Below are 19,437 nucleotides of genomic sequence, written 5' to 3'. Positions count from 1 at the left end.
GTGAAACAATTGAGAGGAATAACGAGAGAAGTTTCATGAATAGCAATCTCGATGCATATATCAGCGACGGAACCCCCGAGCGAGTTCGTGAGCGTTACCGCCGCTTATCTGATTTGGCCAAAGAGTCCGACTTCGGCGATCTTGACGAGAACATCGTGGTAATTGACACCGAAACCACGGGCTTCTCTTTTAACCATGACGAGCTTACGCAGATTGCCGCAGCGCGCATGGAACACGGTGAGGTCGTTGATTGGTATGTGACGTTCGTTAATCCGGGGAAAGCGATTCCCGATGATGTCGCTCATTTGACGAACATCCATGATGAAGATGTAGCGGACGCACCTTCGCCGGATGAGGCACTCGCGGGGCTTGTCGAGTTTGCGCGAGATGCGAAGATGGTCGCCCACAACGCTGAGTTTGACCGCACGTTTACAACTCGCCATCCGAGTGGATACCCGCTTTTGGACAACATTTGGATTGACTCGCTCGATCTGGCGCGCATTGCGCTTCCTCGTATGAGGTCGCATCGCCTTATCGATTTAGTGAAGGCTTTTGGGGCGCCGACGTCAACGCACCGCGCGGATGACGACGTTGCAGCGACGTGCGCGCTGTTTCGAATCTTGCTTGCGGCGGTGTACGAGATGCCGCCGGCCTTGGTGAAATGCATCGCGCTTCTCGCACCGGTGGAGCAATGGAACACAGCAGTGGTGTTCCAGCATTTTGCCCAGCCGGAGGCAAAGCCGTTTTCCCTTAAGGAACTCCGCCATAAAAGCATGACCTCGTATGAGCGGAGACCTCGTATCGATGCGAAGATGATTCAAACGATGGAATATCCGACTGCGGAGGATATTGCTCAAGCATTTTCTCCGACGGGGATTGTGGGAAAGCTTTATGTTGATTTTGATCCCCGTGAAGAGCAGCTCGCGATGGCTCAAGAAGTTCGTGCGGCCCTCGAAGCTTCCGAGAATCTCATAGTCGAGGCAGGCACCGGCGTTGGAAAGTCGATGGCGTATTTGCTCCCTGCGGTTCTCATGGCGAAGAAGAACAACATCGCCATTGGTGTTGCGACGAAGACGAATGCCCTGCTCGACCAGCTGGTCTATCATGAGCTTCCCGCACTTGCCCAGTCGCTTGGCGACGTCACGTACGCCCCGCTGAAGGGCTTTTCCCATTACCCATGCCTGAAAAAGGTCAACCGCTTCGTAAAAGAAGGCGTCAAGATGGTTGATGTTCAGGGCACGGAGCATTCCCAGGCTCCTTCTCTGGGCGCGCTGCTGTCGTTTATCGATCAGACCGATTATGACGATATGGACAGTTTGAAAATGGATTATCGCGTGGTGCCTCGCCGAGCAGTGACGACCACGAGCCATGACTGTCTTCGCCGTAAATGTCCCTTCTATGGAACAACGTGTTTCGTGCATGGCGCTCGTCGCTTTGCCGAAACGGCGGATGTTGTGGTCACAAATCATACGCTGCTGTTCTGCGATGCGGCCGCTGATAACGGTCTGCTCCCGCCCGTTCGCCATTGGATCATCGATGAGGCTCACGGTGCCGAGGCGGAAGCTCGCCGCGCCTTCTCGCTGGAGATTGCAGCGGAAGATGTCACTCGACTTGCGCAAAAAGTTGCCAGCGGCGAGAGTCGCAATGTCTATGCCCGTGTTGAAAGGAAGTTGAGTTCCTCTCTTAAAAACGATGGAGCGACGCTGTTCGAGGGGTTGATTGGCAAGGTGAAGTCTGCAGGTGACATGTTTGCTGCGGCAGCCCATGAATTTGCCCCTCACATCAAGGATTTGCTGTACTTCGACCCGAATAAGCGCAGTCGAAGCTATGACCGCACGGAGTTGTGGCTCAACGATGATATTCGGGCTTCAGAGACGTTCGGTTCGTTGAGAACGCTTGCAAAGGCTATGCAGGTAAGCGCGGAAAAGGCGATTACCTGCAGTCAGGAGCTCGTCGGCTATCTTGAGAACATCGAGGGTGCGGCGGAACCCCAGCGCGAAATCGCCTCTGTAGCGATGGATTTGAAAGACCTCGTGGGAGCAGTCGAGGTGATCTTCGGCGAGAAGTCTGACAGCTACGCTTACGCTGCGGAGCTGTGCCGAAAGAAGGACAAGCAGACGGATAAGCTGGAGGCGCTTGTCGTCAATGTGGGAGAGGCTCTTGAAGACAAGCTGTACTCGCAGACGAAATCGGTCGTGTTCGCTTCTGCAACGCTGTCCATCGACGGGGATTTCACTTCTTTCGAAAACGCGATGGGGCTGAATGCAGGCGAGGATACGCGTGCGCGCACCTGTCAGCTTGATTCGAGCTACGACTTCGACAAGAATATGACGGTATATGTGGCAAACGACATTCCAGAGCCTTCCGACCCGCATTATCTCGAGGCCCTCGAACGGCTTTTGGTTGGTACGCATATCGCGCAGCAGGGGTCGATGTTGACGCTGTTCACAAACCGGCGCGAAATGGAGAAGTGCTTCGACGTCGTTCAACCTGTCCTCAAAGAAGAGGATCTGCGCCTCGTTTGTCAGAAATGGGGAGTTTCCGTTAAAGGTCTTCGTGATGATTTCATCAAAGACAGGCATCTTTCACTCTTTGCGTTGAAAAGTTTTTGGGAAGGATTCGATGCGCCGGGATCGACCCTTCGCGGTGTGATCATTCCTAAGCTGCCGTTTTCAAAGCCGACCGACCCGCTCTCGTGCGAAAGAGCCACGCGCGACGACCACGCATGGAGCCATTACTCGCTGCCCCAGGCAGTGCTCGAGACGAAACAAGCAGCGGGAAGGCTTATCAGGAAGGCTTCCGATAAGGGTGTTCTCATCTTGGCTGACAAGCGCTTGATAACGAAGAGCTATGGGAAGGTGTTTCTCCGCTCGCTTCCGAGCAAAACGATAGAAGTGTGCACCATCGACGAGATCATCGCTCGACTTGCGGCAGCAAACGAGTAGATGTTTCACGTGAAACATTGCCATGGCTAAGCGAATCGACAAAGTCGCGAAAGCGGCGCACATCAAGAGAAACACGGAGGGAACCTCGAACGAGATTTCCTTCAGTGTTCTCGATGCGGCTAAAAATTCGCTCGATGGTGAAGGGAGCTCGAGCCCCTTCGGAACAATTTCCCTTTTCACGCTTCCTGGTAAGAAGAAACGCATATCCACGCCGTCAAAAGACGAGGGGCTTGCGCTGACACAGCGGGAAGCGTCGCGTTCAGCAGCGCGTGCGCAAAGTCGATCTGAGCGCAGACAACGTCGTCTCGAGCAGAAAAGAGCGAGTGGGGTAGCTCATGGGTCGCACAGCGCGCGTGAACCTCGATCGTTCGATGCTGAAGTTGCATCGCGCAAGCGTGCACGCAAACGCGGGCGGTTGATCGTATCGTCCGTGCTCACCGTGGTACTGCTCTCGGTGGCTGGAGGGTTGACGTGGTGGGGTTTCGGCACCTATCAAGATCAGCAGACGTACAAAGGGGTCTTGAGCAGCGCCATCTCTGAGCTGTCCGGGACCGACGACCTGTTGGCGGAAATAGATGCCGTCGTCGTCGATTTAGCGAACAATGACGTCACCTCCCTTTCAGTAGACGATATGCTTGATGTTCAGAAAAAGGTGCAGGATGGGAAGTCGACCTGTATCGATGAGCTTGATGCGGCAGAGGAAGCGGTAGGTCAAGTAGCGATAAATAGCAGCTCCGAGGCGAGCAATGCCCCCGATTTAAAGGTGGTCGATACGATAACGGCTCGTCGTCAGATGATGACAAGCGGCGCTGCCATAATTGACGACACGGTGAGTGCTCTCCAAGCGAGGCAAGAGGTAACGAAAGGGTGGCAGTTAGTTCTCGCTGCCGACGGGCTTGCCCGCGAGGCGGCAGATATCGCTTCCTCGGCAACGTCAGCCGATATGCAGGCGTCGACAGAGAAGTCCCAGCAGGCGATAGAGTCCTTTTCGAAGGCGAAGACTGCGCTGCAGAATGCCGAGCAGCTCTTTCCGCAGTTGGATTTGAGCGCATATATGAGCTACATAGATAAGCGACTTGAGGCGCAAGGCTACGCCATCGAATCGAACGATGCGCTTATCAATCGCGACACGCAAGCGGCGACCGAGCACAACGACGCATACAACAACGCGGAGAAACAGGCGGGCGAACTCGCGGAGAAGCTTCCGGAGGATCCAGACGAGCTCGTAGTGGAAGCGTTTGATAGCAAAACGGCGTCGAGTCGAGAAATGTATGAAAATGCCCGTTCACAAGCGCAGAGCGCAGATGCTTTTATCCGTGATTATTTGGGCACCTTCAATAAATAGCGTATAGTATGCAGCATATATGCCTTCATACAAAAGGAAAGCGAAAGGGCATCCTATGCCGGATATCATCGACCATGTGTCATATCTCTCCGAGGAAATCGGGCCGCGACCTGGCGGTACCGAAGAGGAGCAGCAGGCGGCGCTCTATATCGCCGACTATCTTCAGAAGGAAGCGGGCCTCGCAGCGGAAATCGAGGACTTCGCCATAGCCTCCAACACGGAGACGCCATCGCTCATTTGTGCAGACATCTTGCTCGTTGCAGTGGTTTTGGGCCTTGCGGTTCCCGCTATTGGAATTCTCGCATTCTTCCTTGCTCTGGTAAGCGGAGGTCTTATGCTCGCCGAATCGCTTGGCAAGCCGGTTCTCTCTCGCATGCTCGGTAAAGGCGTGAGTCAGAACGTGGTGGCGAAATACGAGCCCGCTGCCGCCGACATGAAGTCTTCCCATCGAAAGATCGTGATCGTTTCCCATTACGATAGCGGTAAGGTTCAGGCTGAGTTGAACGAGCCTCTTCTGGGAATTCTTCCGATAATCAAGCTTTGTGCACCTGTTGCAGCTGCGGTTACCGCAATTCTGCTGCTGATTCGCGTGTTGGCTCTCGGCAATGCGTCGGGTGCTCCCGTCGTCGTTGTCTCGATCATCACAGTGATTGCTGCGATTATCGCGATTGCTCCGGGAATCTTCGCGCTCGCGCACCGTACAGCTGGATATAGCGCTGGCGCCAATTGCAATGCTTCAGGAGTCGCTGTGCTCATGGAGACAGCCGCTCGTGTAGGCAGCCCCACGTCTGCTGTTGAGAATCATGAAAAGGATCCGGTAATCCACGGAGAGGAAGCGGCTCGCGTTGCTGGTGTGGTTCCCGATGGGGCCTCCGTGGTCTACGAAACGGCTCAGGCACCTGCGGGTTCGGCAGAGGCGCGCCTTGCTCAGGCGAAAGCGGCAATCGCGGCGATTTCCGGAAAGCCCGTGCCGGGAGCCGCCCCTGTATTCGACATTTCCGAAAATCTCGTACAGGTAAAAGACGAGCCGCTCGGTAAGCCTAGTGCGGAGGATATACAGGCGCTTCGCGAGGACACCTCGGCCGCCTTCGCACCGATACCCGCCGAAGCTGCCGCTGCTCTTCAGGAACAGATCGCGGCGCAAGCTGATGCCGCCGAGGCAGCGCTGGCGGCGTCGCGCCCGCAACCTGCTGCTCAGGGTTCTCCCATCGAGGGATATCTCGACAAGGAAATGTCGCAGCTCGGTTCCCCGTATGAGGCTGCATATGCCGACGCCTCGCAGCAGAATGCTCCTGCGGCCGCCGAGATGGTGGTTGAAGATGACGGGTCGAGCGTTCCCGCGTGGTTTGCGCGCGCCCAGGAAAAGGCCAAGCGTCCCAAGAATGACGACAAGCCTGTCCATCGCTCTCGATATGCCGATGCGCTCGATGCCGCGGTGAGCGCGAGCAGAGTTCATTTCCAGGAAGCGAACGAGGCGGTTGTGTCCGAGACTGAGCAGCGATTGGCTGCTATGCGCGATTCCATAATGGAAGTGAAGGCACCGGGCTTCGAGAGTGAGGGCGGAGATACTACCTTCGCGGTGATCGAACAGGAGCGTGTGTCCATCGCGGGGGAGAGAGATCAGGCAATCCCCGATTGGTCTATGCCCGAATGGACGAAGCCTGTCGATACCTCGGCGCCCCTCGCTGTCGAGCCGGTTTCCGCAGAGACAACTCCGATTGCTAACAATGAAGTGTCGGCGCAGCCCGCCGATTCTCCCGCTGGCGAGCAGCGCGTTTCCACAACGGCGATTCCTCCTGTTGTTCCCGTACAGGATGCAGCGTCGATGTCGAACGTTCAGGCTGGAGCTGCAGACTCGCCCGCGCCCGCCTCGACCGAGGAATACGCTACGTGCGCGATGACGCCGATCGACGTGACCGGCCTGCGCGAGGAAGCGGCTGCCCAGGCGGCGGCGGAAGCCCCTGCGCCGTTCGTGGCTCCTTTGGCCGCGGAAGCAAGCCGCACTGCACAGGCACCGACGCTCGAGGCGATAACGGCAGAAGATTTGAAGCCTGTCGCCGAGCTGAAGAAGCAGCGCGCGCCTCTTGCAGACGCCTCAAAGGGAAAAAAATCGCCTGTTGAGAGACTTCGTGCTCAAATTCCGTCCATTGAGAGCTCTTCTCAGGGCCAAACGGAAGCCGCTCCGACTCATCCTTCGTCTATGTCGATATCGAGCCTGAGAGGCTCTCTTCCGTCGCTTTCCGGCTCAATCACGCTTGAAAAGCCGGCGGAGGCACCCCAAGAGAATGAAACTGCCGAGGAAACGTCCGATGACGCGACGGTCGCGATCAATCAGATCGGATCTTTTGCACCTGCGAGCGCGACAGGCTCTTTCGCCCCTGTCGATGAGGAGCTTTTCGAGAATGTCGCCGACGAAGACATCTATGTCGACGATGCTGATGATTCGGCGTACGACGGCACTGTCACCGAGACAGGCGCATTCGCGGGCCCTGGGTATGTTGAGATGCCGAAGTCTCGCGTTCGCAAGTTCTTCGACCGCTTTAGCCGCAAGAAGAAGCAAGAAGACACTCCCATGACGCCGCAGGAATGGCTCGACGTCGATGATTCCTTCGATGCTCGCACTGTGGGGGCCGACCGAGGTGGTTGGGAGAGCTTCCGCGACGAGTCTGCGTCTTACGAGGCTGATGCAGCTGCGCAGGCTGGCTACGGGGAATATTCACAGGACGAGTACGACGACGATTACTACGACGAGGACAACAGCTTCTACGAGGACAAGACGACCGCTTTTGAGCCGGCGTCTGACGATGGCGCGCGCCGTGGTGGCCGCAGCCGTTGGAACGGAGGCGCCTTCTCGCGCATCTCGATGGGCAATGCAAACGTTCGCTCCGAAGAGGAAATCGTGACGCCAGATATGATGCCGGAGCCTGTGGAGCCCGAAGAAGACGAGGAGCGCATCTACCACTTCCATAACCCCGAGATTACGACGGAAGTCTGGTTCGTCGCTCTTGGCTGCGAGCTTTCCGGCCATAACGGCATGAAGGCGTTTCTCGCCGACCACGCCGATGAGTTGCGTGGTGCGATCATCGTGGATCTCGAGGCGATGGGTGCAGGGTCGCTGTCGCTTATCGAGAGCGAGGGCACGCTGCGCAAGGTATCCGTCTCTTCTCGTATGAAGCGCTACGTGAAGAAGGCGGCTCAGGCAACGGGCGCGCACGTGGGCGGTGCGACTATCCCGTGGGGCGAGGGGTCTGGAGCATACGCCGCGCAGCAAGGTTTTCAGGCTATGCATCTCGCTGGCATGGACGGGATTAAGCCTGCGTTCTTTGGTCAGAAGGATGATACGATTGACGTGGTGAAATCGGACAATCTTTCCAAGAATGTCGAGTTCGTTGTGGAAATGCTAAAGAATATCTAAGGGGAGTAGGATTTCTTAGAGGTAGATTGTCTGCTTCCTGTATAATTTCGAACGTTTGAGGTGAAACGGGCTTTTGGTTCCACCCATATCGATTCGATAGAGAGGTTTATAGGAATGGCCATCGAAGCATATTGCGTCAAGTGCAAGGCGAAGAAGGAAATGCAGAACCCGGTTGAGGGTGTTACCAAAAACGGTAAGCCCATCATGAAGGGAACCTGCCCTGACTGCGGGGGCAAGATCTGCCGCATTGGCGCTGTTAAATAACCCGAATGCGCTCAGCTTGCGAGAGGCGATGTTTCACGTGAAACATCGCCTTTTTTAGTGCTTGTACGGGTGGACGAACGGATTGTCCTTCATGACGTTCTCGAGCATCGAAATATAATCCTCGAGAAGCGGGCTGCGTTTCATCTGGCTATGGATAATATAGCCGACCTGCATCGTACCGTTGCTGCCGGGAAGGCCTCGGGTGTCGAGCGGGATGGACACGATGCCCGTGTGCATCTCGGAGGAGAGGACGCCGGTAGACAACGTATAGCCGATATGATTGGTAAGGAGGTTCGTCAACGTTCCGCGGTCGGAGAAACGGATCTCCTTCTTATGGGGAATCTGATTGAAAGGCTCTTCGGCGTAGTAGAAGGAATTCTCCGTGCCTTGTTCGAAGGAGTAGCGCGGATAATCCTCAAGGTCATCCAGTTTGAGAATCTTCGCCTTCGCAAGCGGGTGATGTTCGCCGACGAACACGTGGACCTGCGCATCAAAAAGCGGCGTGAAAACGACGTTTGCATCGGCAAAGGCTTTGTCGAGTACACGTGAGTTGAAGTTATCGCGGAAGAGGATTCCAATCTCGCTACGGAAGGTTCGCACGTCGTCGATAATCTCGCCAGTTCGGCATTCCCTCAAAGTGAACTCGTACTCGTCTCCGGTGTACATTTCGGCGACCTCGACAAAGGCCTGCACACTGAAGGCGTAGTGTTGCGTCGAAACCGTCAGGCGCGCGTGGCTCGAAGATCCCTTCGCGTAGCGCTCGGAGAGCATGTCGGCCTGTTGGATAACCTGACGTGCGTAGCCGAGCAGCTCGGTTCCGTCATTGGTGAGGGTGACGCCACGATTGCTGCGGGTGAATATGGTGATTCCGAGTTCAGTCTCAAGCTCTTTGATCGCGGTAGAAAGATTGGACTGCGAGGCATAGAGATTTTGAGCAGCAGCATTGATGGAGCCGAATTCGGCAATAGCTATAAGGTAGCGAAGTTGTTGTAAAGTCATGGAGTACCTTTCTTAAAGCAAACCGCCTCGAGTAGATGGCGGTATTGCAAATGCATTATATGCAACTATCGATTATAAAGATAACGAGTACTCAAAAGAAAGTCCAATCCAAATGCTTGCCTCAAGCAGGTTCGAGTGGTTTTATTATCTGGCATCCACGAATAGCAACGAGGAGTATTTGCATGGCGAAGAAGAACATACCCTACGATCAGAAATACTACGACCCCGAAATAGAATGCATGCCGCGTCCTGAGTTGGAGAAGCTCCAGCTCGAGCGTCTGCAGGCAATGGTGAAGTACGCATACGAAAACACGGTGTACTACAAGCGCTCCTTCGATGAGGCCGGTGTGAAGCCCGAGGACATCACGTCGCTCGCCGACATCGAGAAATTCCCCTTCATCGACAAGAAGACGGAGCGCGAGACGCAGCATGTCGGAAGCTTCTTCGGCGAGATGTGCTCCGTTCCCGAGGAAGACGTCGTGTTTATGGCGACCTCATCCGGCTCGACCGGCGTTCCCACGGTAAGCCCCTTCACGCAAGAAGACTTCGACCTGTGGCAATCGACCGAAGCGCGCCTCTTCTGGCAAGCGGGTATGCGCCCGAACGATCGCTACGTGCACGGGCTGAACTTCGCGCTCTACGTCGGCGGCCCCGACGTTATGGGTGCGCAGGAACTCGGCGCGCTCGCCATCTGGGTTGGCGCGGTGCCTTCCGATCGCCTGCTGTTCGTGCTGAAGCAGTATCAGCCGACCGTTATCTGGACGTCACCTTCCTACGCTTGGGCGCTTGGCGAGAAAGCGAAGGAGAAGGGGTTCGACCCGCGCGAAGATTTCAGCATCCACACCATCATCGTCGCAGGCGAGCCTGGCGGTTCTATCTCGTCGACGCGTGAGGCGATCGAGGATTTGTGGGGCGCTAAGGTCGTCGATTTCTTCGGTCTGTCCGACATCTACGGCGCATGCGCAGCGATGTGCGAGGCGAAAGACGGCCTGCATATCGTCGAGGACCAGATTCTCGTGGAAACTGTCGACCCGACGACCGGTGAGGTGCTTGAGCCAGGCAGCGTCGGTGAGCTTACCTACACGACGCTCATGAAGAAGGCACGTCCGATGATCCGTTTCCGCTCGGGCGACATCGGATATGTGAGCACCGACAAGTGCGAATGCGGGCGCACCCTTGCCCGCATCCACGTGACCGGTCGCAAGGACGAGATGTTCATCGTCGGCGCCGTGAACGTGTTCCCCTCCGATGTGGAATACGTTGTTCGCGCGTCGAAGGGCCTTACCGGCGAGTACTCCATTCGCGTGTACGACGAGAACTACACGACTCGCTACGAAGTCTCGGTCGAGCGCGCGTTTGGCAGCGAAGAGCCGTATGCCGAGGTTGCGAAGCGTGTCGAGGCAGCATTGAAGGCCCATTGCGGCGTGCGACCTGCTAAGGTGATCGTGTACGACGCAGGCAAGCTGGGCACGTCATCCGCTCACAAAGCGAGCCGTTTCGTCGATGAGCGTACGCAGAAGTAAGGAGAAGGCTATGTCGAAAACGTTTTCGGTTTCAGGTCAGCACTACCTCTTCGATGTGCAGACGTTCGCGCACACCGTGCTTGCGGCGGGCGGCGATGAGTACTCCTATGCGCTGCGCGACTGCACGACGCAAGGCGTCATTGATGATGTTGCGCAGGGAGTGAGCGAACTGGGCATCCTGCTCAAGACGTCCGCTTCGGATGCCGCTCTCGACGAGGCGTTCAAAGCAGCGGGCGTTCGATACACCGAGCTCGTGCAGTCGGCGCCGCGCGTGGCCCTGCCCTCGAGCCACCCGATGTCGAATGCGCAGTCGCTTACGTTGGACGATCTTGCTGATTGGCCGTATATCTATTTTGACCAGGGTAAAGACGCTCCTGCTGAATTCGCGGAAGAAGCGGTGTGCGACCCTGTGTGCGCGAAGAAGATTGCGACGACCGATCGCGCCTCGCTCTCTGAGCTCTGTGTAGCCCTCAATGGCTATACAGTGACGAGCGGTATTCTCGTGGGTATCGCCGATGGTCCGGCGCTGACGACTGTCTCGCTTGAGACGGATGTGACAATCCATCTCGGGTATATCACGAAGGATGGTGCCGAGCTTTCCGCTTTGGGCGAAAGCTTCCTCGGTCGACTGAAGAAGAATCTCGAGCGCTACGTCGCATCCCTCTAAGGGAAAACGGCGCGCATAACATCGAAGGCCTCAGGCGGAATGGTCCGTCTGAGGCCTTTTTCTTGGAGATGGGCGTTCGCTTGCTGCAGCGAGTGCGTTTCACGAAAGGGGGTGTTTCTCCCCCTGCTCGCTGGGCACGCGGCGTGGTGCGGCGCCGTTATCTCGCTAGATGCGCTGCGCTATCTTCCGGTTAACACGCGCTCGTCGCCCGAGCGGCGGGTGATGCCCTTGTCGTCGAAATATTCCAACAAGGGAATGGCGTATTTGCGCGTGGTGCCCATAGCGTCCCTCAGTTCTGCGGCGCTCGCAGAGGCCCCGTCGGCGAGACGAGTGCGAACGGCCTGTTCAAATTGGGCAAGTGCCTCAGTGGAGAAGGCGAGTTCTTTCGTGATGCGCACCGCTTCGTCCGCCTTCTCGAGGGAAGCCATGGCGCGTCGGCCGAGAGAAGGCTCGATTTTGCAGCTCGAAAAGATCTCATCGAGTGTCGCGGGGGAGCCATCAGCCTCGCGAAGTACGGCAAGCAGGGCTTCCGCGGCCTGCTTCTCCAACGCCTGAGCTCCAGCGCCTGCTTGGGGATGGCAAACCTCGCCGCCGTTGACAACAGCGCGCTTAGCAGCTTGCGCATCAGCGAGGAGGGCATCGAAGCAGTCGGGTGAAAGGCGGGCGGCCGCTTTCTGGCGGAGCGCCTCCTTCGACATGCCGGTCGACGTCGGATTCTCGTTATGGAAGGCGAGCAGAGCGTTCTCGATCGTTGAGCGCATCTTCTGCACATAGCGCGGCGTGGTGAAGTACTCTTTCGTGCCAGCTTGCTCGGAGGAGAGTCGGGTGGCCTTGCGCGATTTCTCGAGCGACTCGAGGGCTCGTCTCGCCGCAGCTTGGCTGCATCCTGCTGCATGAACGATGCCCTCGCACGTTACCGGCGCCTTCTCAAGGTTGAACGCGCATTCCGCTGCACGATCGCCATCTCCGTCGCGCAAAGCATCGAGGAGCGCGATCTTCTCGGGGGTCGCCGTGGTCGAGCGCTTGGGGTGCGCGCGGAGCACGACGCCGCCGCCGATGACGTGCACGGGGGAATACGACCGCACGATGAAGTGGTCTTGCCAGGATACGGGAAGCTCCTCGTCGAGGCGGATTTGGGCATAGGCTCTCTCGCCTGGCTTGAAACCCTGCTCGTCCCCGATGCGAAGGATTCGCCCTGTGACCTCGCGCGTTCCGTGCGAAACATGGACGCGCGCCCCGCTTTCGAGGGGTTTGTCGGACGAGGAGAGGCCGAGGTAGGTGAAGTCGGCATCGAAGCGGTCGGTCGCGGTGACGGTGTGGAGCGCTGCGAGAAAATCGCCTGGCCGCACCTCTTCGGTGGAAAGCGCGTTCAGGTTGAGCGCGACGCGATGGCCGGCCTCGGCGCGATCGACGCTCTCTCCGTGGATTTGGATGCTCCTTACACGGGACATGCGTCCGCTCGGGAGCACTTCAAGTTCGTCACCTATCGAAATGGTGCCGCTCCAGAGCGTTCCCGTGATGACCGTGCCTGCGCCTTTGATTGTGAAAACGCGGTCGATAGGCAGGCGAGCACCGTCGGAAGCTTTTTGGCGCTTCGTTGCTTTCGCTGCCCGGCAGAGCGCCGCCTTCAGGTCGTCGAGCCCCTCTCCCGTGCGGCTCGATACAGCAATGATCTCGGCATTCTCGTAAGGTCCACCCGCAAGGCGACCTTTCACCTCATCGATCATGAATTCGACCCATTCGTCGTCAACGAGGTCGGTCTTCGTGAGCGCGACGACGAGCGTGGGGATGCGCAGAAGCTCCAGCACGGCCAAGTGCTCGGTTGTTTGGGGCATGACGCCATCGTCAGCTGCGATGCACAGGAGTGCCATGTCAATGCCGGTCGAGCCCGAGATCATCTGGCGGACGAACTTCTCGTGACCGGGAACGTCGACCACGCCTAAGGTGGTGCCGTCGTCGAGAGAAAGGCGCGCGAAGCCGAGCTCGATGGTGATACCGCGCTGCTTCTCTTCCGAGAGTCGATCAGGATCGGTTCCAGTCAACGCGAGGATAAGCGAGGACTTACCGTGATCGATGTGCCCTGCGGTTCCCAGGACGAGGTCGTGGTTCTTCATCGGTCGATCCCTTCGAAATACTCGGTGCATGCGCGCACGATTTCCTGCATTTCTTCCTCGTCGAGCGCAGTTCGCCCATCGAAGAGCAGCATGTCCTTCTTCAGGCGTCCCACAACGGGAACGAGTCGCTCCGAAACGAGGTGGCGATCGCATGAGAGCGCGTCGCCTTGCAAGAACTTGACCTGCACGCAATAGGTGGGGATATCGCACATGGGCAGCGCCCCGCCGCCAGCACGGGAAATCTCCTCGACGATGGAAACCTCGCAGGCATCTGCGGGGAGCGCTTTCTTCAGCATGCTCGCAAGCTTCTTGGAGCGGACGCGGACCTCATCGGCGGTTTCGGTGAGCATGCGCAGGGTGGGGATTTCGCGGCGCGCGTTCTCGGGGTTCAGGTAGAGGCGCAATGTGGCCTCGAGCGCGGCGAGCGTCATCTTGTCGAGGCGCAGCGCGCGGGCGAGTGGATTTTTCTTCAGGCGCGCGATCAGCGGCTTCGCCCCGACGATGATGCCCGCCTGGGGGCCGCCGAGCAGCTTATCGCCTGAGAACGACACGAGATCGGCTCCGGCTTGCAACGATTCGGAGACGGTGGGCTCGGCGTAGTCGCCGAAGCAAGTCAGGCGCATGAATGCACCCGACCCCTGGTCCTCGTAGACAAGGAGCTTGTCCCCGCTCGTTCCGCCTGCCTGCTCACGGGCGGTGTTCTCGTCGTCGGCAAGTGAACGCAGCTCGGAGATAGCTACCGATTCCGTGAAACCGATCAGGCGGTAGTTCGAGGGATGCACCTTCAAGACCATGGCCGTGTCGGGCGTGACCGCTCGCACGTAGTCGGAAAGGTGCGTCTTGTTCGTGGCGCCGACTTCCACCATAGTGGCATGCGATTGCGCCATGATGTCGGGGATGCGGAACGACCCGCCGATCTCGACGAGCTCGCCGCGCGAGACGATAGCTTCGTGACCTGCGGCGAATTCGGAGAGCACCATCATGACCGCCGCGGCGTTGTTGTTCACAGCAATTGCGGCCTCGGCGCCGGTGAGCGTGCAGATGAGCTGCTCGCAGTGGGAATGGCGCGAGCCGCGAGCCATCGCGTCGGTGTCGTATTCCAGCGTCGAGTACCCGCTTGCGACCTCGTTCACGGCCTGCACGGCGGCGGGCGCGAGAACGCTTCGTCCGAGGTTGGTGTGGATGATGACGCCGCTTGCGTTCACAACGCGCCGCAGGGAAGGACGGTTCAGCGCGAGAAGCCTCATGCGGGTCGCGCGCACGATGCTCGGGATGGATGTGTCGGCGTCGCTCCCCGCGAGAATGGCTTGCCGCGCTTCGTCGATGCTCGTGCGCACAGCGTCGCATACCAAGTCTCGGGGAACGCTTTCGGTGAGGGTCTCGAGCGAGGCATCGTGGAGGACTTCCTCAACCTGAGGAAGCGAGCGGAGTTTGTCGTTCGGGGACTGCGAAGTCATGAATGCGCCTTTCTTGCGAGAAACGGTGACTCAGATTGTAACAGTGAGCGGCTTTTCCGTCGCCCTCGGACGTGATTGCGGCCATCGCGTCCGCCAGATGGGGCTCTCTCTGCGTTTCTGCGTTATACTCATCCTTGACAGAGCGATTTTTCGCCGCGTGATTCTGCCGCCGCGCGACATTCTGCATTTTCGCCTGCTTAGAAGCTTGTTTCACGTGAAACAAGCGCAATTCACCGTGCCCGCACGCGCGGGCCTCAGCAAGGAAGGATTCCCCATGAAAATCCTCGACGGTTTTGGCAAGCAATGCCCTATGCCTCTCGTTATGGCGAAAAAGGAGCTCGACGCGGGCGCGACGGAGCTCGCTATCCAGGTCGATAACGAGACGGCCGTGAAGAACCTCACGCGTCTTGGCAAGAAGAAGAACATGGCCACGTCGGTTGACAAGATCGAGGGCGGCTGGCTTATCACCTTCGGTGAGGGCGACGGCACCGAGGTCGAGGCTCCTGCCGTCATTCCCGAAGCGGGAAGCGCATGCACGACCACGGGCGGTTGCGGGTATTCCGTGTTCGTCGGCAAGGACTTCGTGGGCGATGGCGATCTTGAACTTGGCCGCAACCTTATGAAGATGGCTCTCTACACGCTTTCCGAGGCGGGCGACCCGCCGACGTCGCTTCTGTTCATGAACGCTGGCGTGAAGCTGGTCGCACCGGGCGAGGAGCAGGTCATCGAGGCGGTGAAAAAGCTCGAGGAGCAGGGCACCGAGGTGCTCGTGTGCGGCACGTGCCTGAACTTCTTCGGCATCGCCGATGAGCTCTCCGTCGGCGAGGTTTCCAACATGTACGACATCCTCGAGCGCATGCGCGAGTCTGCAAAGACCATCACGCTGTAATGGGGGAAACTCAGGTGGCGGACGCGCAACCATTCGTGCTCGCCTTCGACTCGACGCATGCCGCGATGGCGGCGCAGGTGGCCTTCAAAGCGGCGGGCGCCTCCTTCGCGCTCATCCCGACTCCGCGCGAGATCAGCGCGGGGTGCGGCATGTCGCTCAAGTTCAAGGCGGAAGGTGCGGCGGAAGCGCAAGCCTTCGTCGCCGATACCGTAACGGGCGACGCCGCGAAATGCGCTACGCTCTACGAGGCGACAGGGTACACGAAGCTCTCGTAGTCGAACAACAAGAAGGGGCCGAAATCGTTCGGCCCCTTCTTTGCATGCTGAGGCGGAAAACCTCAGCAGTCCTCGGTTCTTCCCACTATGCCCTTTGGGCGATCTCCTCGTTCATCTTCGTGACGTCGGAGTCCTTAATCTTGAACAGCAGCAGGAACGGTATAAGTGACACAACGAGCAGCCCGATCGGCAGCAGGAAGTACATCTGCTCGATGCCTGCGATAGCGGCAGCGTCGAAGACGGTTGCTGTGGCGTCATAGGCGACAAGCGAGAGGAACGCCGGCAGGATAATCGCGCGCAGGGTGACGCCGAGCTTCACCGACACGGTCATGATCGACATCGTGGTGCCGAGCGTGTTCTCGCCAGTTTTCCAGTGACTCCAGGTCGCACACATGGAGTACAGGTTTGCGGACAGGCCATAGGAAAGGCCGAAGAACACCTGCGAAAGCACGAGCAGCACGTTCAGAAGCACATACCCTGGTTGCAGGACGTAGGCGATGACCCAGATCACGAGCCAGCCTGCGACGCCCACGATGGTGGTGTTCTTGGTGCCGAGCTTCTTAGCGACGCGCGCGGCGATAAACGAGCCCACGAAACAGCCCAGGTAGAACATCATGAGGATGGTTCCCGAAGCGGACGCATCACCCAGGACGACTTTCGCATAGTACGCTGTGCCTGCAGCGACCGTGTAGTAGGCGATGAGGCGCAGGATGTCGTGGAGTACGACGCCGATGAGATTCGGGTTGGTGACGATATTTTTGCCCATCGCCTTGAAAGAAATCTTCTTGCCTTCCGATTTGGTTTCGGTGTCGTATCCCTTCGTCGCGAAGAAGCAGATGGCCATCGCGATAATGTAGATGACTGACACAACAGCGGCGCAAATGGAGTAGGCAAGTACGCCGCTGACGAGCGCGGCGAGGGAGGTCGTGATCAGCGGCACGAGCTTCGACGCAATCACGCGGCCGAGTGCGGCGCCGGCGCCCAGGCGGCCCGACAGGAACGCGCGCTCGGAAGGCTCGTCGGTGAGAACGTTGGTCATGCTGCGAATGCCCGCGTACGTGATGTTCCAGCAGAAGTGGCTCACGACATAACCGATGCTGATGACGATGCCTGCCACAACGTCGCCGCCCACCTTGGTGAAGCACATGATGAAGAACACCATGGCGATGATCGGAGCGATGATGAGCCAGGGGCGGTACTTACCCTTCTTGAAGTGGAACTTGTCGATGAACACGCCCGCCAAAAGGGCAGATACGGTGTCGACGGCCGACGCACTTGCGGCGATGACGCCCGAGATGGCAAGCGGAAGTTGTGCCACGTCGGTCAGGAAGAATAGGAAGAAGGCGGTCTCGAGAGTCGCGGCTATCGAGAAGCCTATCTCGGACACCCCCCAGACGGAACGTATAGCAGTGTTGATTCTTGGCATAGTTTCTCCTCCTTAGATTGGGCGCTATCCCCTTATGCGCCCGTTTTCAGCTGTGTATGTCAACCGCCTTTGCAGACGGGGTAAGCTTTTTGGAGGGGCGGGTTTTGGGATAAAGAGCACCCGCCCCAGCGATGCTGCCCCTTCGTTGAAATTCGAGGGAAGAAGGGGCTTTTAGAGAGCGGAGGGGATGGTCTCTCGCTCGGGCTTAGCTTATAGGCCTCGCGCACATGAGTCAGTGGGCATGGGGCATACGAAAGAAAGGGAAACTGTTGTGCTTCTTGCAAGACGTGCACGATGGGAGTGAAATACTATTGTGCATCTTGCATAATAAGATTATCGAAAAGCCTGGCTTTCGACTAAAGCAATCGGACGGGAGATAGTCCATTATGGGATACGGCGCAATGGCTTTATCTGAGGGGAGTAGGTCATGGGTGTTTCGCTGAACATCATGAAGCGCGAACTTGAGGCTATGGGGAACGTCTCAATCTCGTCTGACGGGAGTCTTAATTTTGAAAATGCCCGTCTTTATCTGGGGGAATCGTCGATTGCGGGGGACGATATCCTCTACGTTTGCTCGACGAGCGAAGACTGCGAAAGCGTCCGAGGCTACGGCCGCCACGCAGCTTTCGTGGACCATCACGCGACCAAGCCCGACCAGACCGCCGTGCTTTCCGTCACGGGGGGAGAGGGAACGCTCCAGGTATTCAACGCGTTGCTCGAAATCTTCTATCGATTCGGGATGTGGGAGCGCGATATGGACGCGGTGCTCGGCCGCGGCGGCGGGCTTCAAGAGCTTATGGATGTGAGCGAGAAGATGCTGCGCAACAACGTCGTCGTAGTGGATCCGGCTCTCAAGCTTTTGGCCTACACCAAGGGGACTCCCTGTGACGATCCGATTACGATGGAGCTGATCGGGCACGGCTACCATACCGAGGAGAACATCCGGAAATTCCAGCTGCACAAGCGCTTCAAGCCATGGGCGAAAGAGGACGGCTTCATCGTCAACGATACGCTCTCCATCTGCAAATACGTCACGGTCGTGAGGTCGTTCAAAACCAAGACGAGCTTCAGCCTCATCGTCGTCATGATGTGCAACAAGCTTTCCCCCTGCGACTATCTCTACGACACGTTCGACCTTTTCCTGACGCGCGTCAAGCGTATCGCCGAGCGCGAATACCCGGAAGACAAGCCTTCGGGCAACGCGGTCGACACGTTTCTCCATGATCTTCTTTTGGGCCACGAGGGCAACGAAACCATCGTTCGCGAGCGGTGCAAGCTCGTGGGCATTCCGCCGGAAGCGCGGTTTTGTTTGTTCACGATTCCCGTTAACGAGGATATGTCTCCCTCGCGGCTTCTTTCCGACCTGGCCACGATGGTGGCACCGGCGAAAGTTGTCCTTTTCGACGGCTGCATCACGGTGCTGTGCTTCAACTGCCTCTCTCCGCAGTGCGCGCTGCATTGCGAGGTCGGTTCGTGCCCAAGGGGGCATAAATCCATCTCATCGCGCATCAACGAGCTCATGGAGAAAATGGACCTTATCTGCGGACGCAGCTCCAAATTCACGAATCTCGCTAAGGCTTCCGTTGCCTATCGACAGGCGCGCGAGGCTGCACGGCTTGGGGCGAAGGCCAAGCCGGGCGCTCATAAGCTGCCGATTTCGTTCAACTGGAACCGTATCTTCTCGTTCGATCGAGCCCAAATCGCCTTTATCGCCGACAAAATGGGAGATGACCTGCCGCTTTTGAATTCAACCTACGCGAGCGTCGTCGTTCGTTCTATCGCGAAAGACGACGCCGAGCGGGGCACTGACAACTATCAGTTCCTCTACGAGTACCTCATGTGCGAACGCCGCGCGAACATCGTTGCCGAGAAGCTTCATATGCATCGCAACAACGTGAAGTACCGCATCGACCGTATCGAGGGTGCGTACGGTATCGACACGTCCGATCCTGCTCTTCGCTTCGCGCTGCTCTTTGCGTACCGCTTCGACGACATCGAGATTATGCAAAATGCACAATAGAATTTATCGAAGACGGTGATTCCGGCCCCATGATTTACGCTGCGGCGCGCCGTACTCTTCTCGATGTCAGCACGGCACGGGAGAGAGTGCCGCAGAAC

At 57.8% G+C, this 19,437-nt stretch carries 13 protein-coding genes; 9 read left to right on the top strand and 4 right to left on the bottom strand.

Annotated elements, in window-relative coordinates:
• The first annotated feature begins 35 nt into the window (after positions 1 to 35).
• The 4 genes from ACMRQN_RS07060 (at position 36) to ACMRQN_RS07045 (ending at position 7,969) form a co-directional block, all read left to right on the top strand.
• Complete coding sequence (locus ACMRQN_RS07060) at positions 36 to 2,945, top strand: helicase C-terminal domain-containing protein (RefSeq protein WP_418734412.1); 2,910 nt, start codon at positions 36 to 38, stop codon at positions 2,943 to 2,945.
• Positions 2,946 to 2,967: 22 nt separating this feature from the next.
• Complete coding sequence (locus ACMRQN_RS07055) at positions 2,968 to 4,290, top strand: hypothetical protein (RefSeq protein ID WP_418734390.1); 1,323 nt, start codon at positions 2,968 to 2,970, stop codon at positions 4,288 to 4,290.
• Between the two features lie 55 nt (positions 4,291 to 4,345).
• A complete protein-coding gene (locus tag ACMRQN_RS07050) occupies positions 4,346 to 7,705 on the top strand; it encodes an aminopeptidase (RefSeq protein WP_418734389.1) in 3,360 nt (1,119 codons plus the stop codon).
• Between the two features lie 114 nt (positions 7,706 to 7,819).
• Positions 7,820 to 7,969 (top strand): DUF5679 domain-containing protein, encoded by a 150-nt coding sequence (locus ACMRQN_RS07045; protein WP_170264504.1) that lies wholly within the window; start codon positions 7,820 to 7,822, stop codon positions 7,967 to 7,969.
• A 54-nt stretch (positions 7,970 to 8,023) separates the two neighbouring features.
• On the opposite strand, the gene ACMRQN_RS07040 is transcribed toward ACMRQN_RS07045, so the two are convergent.
• Positions 8,024 to 8,968: a LysR family transcriptional regulator gene (locus tag ACMRQN_RS07040; protein ID WP_418734388.1), complete on the bottom strand. Its 945-nt coding sequence runs from the start codon at positions 8,966 to 8,968 to the stop codon at positions 8,024 to 8,026.
• 182 nt (positions 8,969 to 9,150) lie between these two features.
• Between ACMRQN_RS07040 and ACMRQN_RS07035 the strand changes: the two genes are divergently transcribed.
• Both ACMRQN_RS07035 and ACMRQN_RS07030 read left to right on the top strand, forming a co-directional pair.
• Positions 9,151 to 10,491: a phenylacetate--CoA ligase family protein gene (locus ACMRQN_RS07035; protein ID WP_277013194.1), complete on the top strand. Its 1,341-nt coding sequence runs from the start codon at positions 9,151 to 9,153 to the stop codon at positions 10,489 to 10,491.
• A 10-nt stretch (positions 10,492 to 10,501) separates the two neighbouring features.
• On the top strand, positions 10,502 to 11,158 hold the full coding sequence (locus ACMRQN_RS07030; protein WP_418734387.1) for a LysR substrate-binding domain-containing protein: 657 nt from the start codon (positions 10,502 to 10,504) through the stop codon (positions 11,156 to 11,158).
• A gap of 179 nt (positions 11,159 to 11,337) precedes the next feature.
• Here ACMRQN_RS07030 and selB read toward each other — a convergent pair whose 3' ends face one another.
• Together selB and selA are read right to left on the bottom strand one after the other, a co-directional pair.
• Positions 11,338 to 13,272, bottom strand: coding sequence for a selenocysteine-specific translation elongation factor (gene selB, locus ACMRQN_RS07025; RefSeq protein WP_418734386.1), 1,935 nt, complete (start codon positions 13,270 to 13,272; stop codon positions 11,338 to 11,340).
• Positions 13,269 to 14,729, bottom strand: a complete 1,461-nt coding sequence (selA, locus tag ACMRQN_RS07020) for an L-seryl-tRNA(Sec) selenium transferase (protein WP_418734385.1) — start codon at positions 14,727 to 14,729, stop codon at positions 13,269 to 13,271. Before selA ends, selB begins: the two co-directional genes overlap by 4 nt.
• A gap of 274 nt (positions 14,730 to 15,003) precedes the next feature.
• Here selA and yedF point away from each other — a divergent pair, with 274 nt between their 5' ends.
• Together yedF and ACMRQN_RS07010 are read left to right on the top strand one after the other, a co-directional pair.
• Complete coding sequence (yedF, locus tag ACMRQN_RS07015; RefSeq protein WP_418734384.1) at positions 15,004 to 15,618, top strand: sulfurtransferase-like selenium metabolism protein YedF; 615 nt, start codon at positions 15,004 to 15,006, stop codon at positions 15,616 to 15,618.
• A complete protein-coding gene (locus ACMRQN_RS07010; protein ID WP_418734383.1) occupies positions 15,618 to 15,893 on the top strand; it encodes a DUF3343 domain-containing protein in 276 nt (91 codons plus the stop codon). Before yedF ends, ACMRQN_RS07010 begins: the two co-directional genes overlap by 1 nt.
• 85 nt (positions 15,894 to 15,978) lie before the next feature.
• Here ACMRQN_RS07010 and ACMRQN_RS07005 read toward each other — a convergent pair whose 3' ends face one another.
• Positions 15,979 to 17,319, bottom strand: a complete 1,341-nt coding sequence (locus ACMRQN_RS07005) for an MFS transporter (protein ID WP_417062451.1) — start codon at positions 17,317 to 17,319, stop codon at positions 15,979 to 15,981.
• A gap of 427 nt (positions 17,320 to 17,746) precedes the next feature.
• Here ACMRQN_RS07005 and ACMRQN_RS07000 point away from each other — a divergent pair, with 427 nt between their 5' ends.
• Positions 17,747 to 19,339 carry a PucR family transcriptional regulator gene (locus tag ACMRQN_RS07000; RefSeq protein WP_418734382.1) on the top strand — a complete coding sequence of 531 codons (1,593 nt, stop codon included), beginning with the start codon at positions 17,747 to 17,749 and terminating at the stop codon, positions 19,337 to 19,339.
• Positions 19,340 to 19,437: the final 98 nt, after the last annotated feature.

It is taken from the genome of Ellagibacter sp., from assembly GCF_048412355.1.
Lineage (GTDB): Bacteria > Actinomycetota > Coriobacteriia > Coriobacteriales > Eggerthellaceae > Ellagibacter.
The sequence above is the reverse complement of the archived record's forward strand: the minus strand, read 5'-3'. Positions and strand labels throughout refer to the sequence as shown.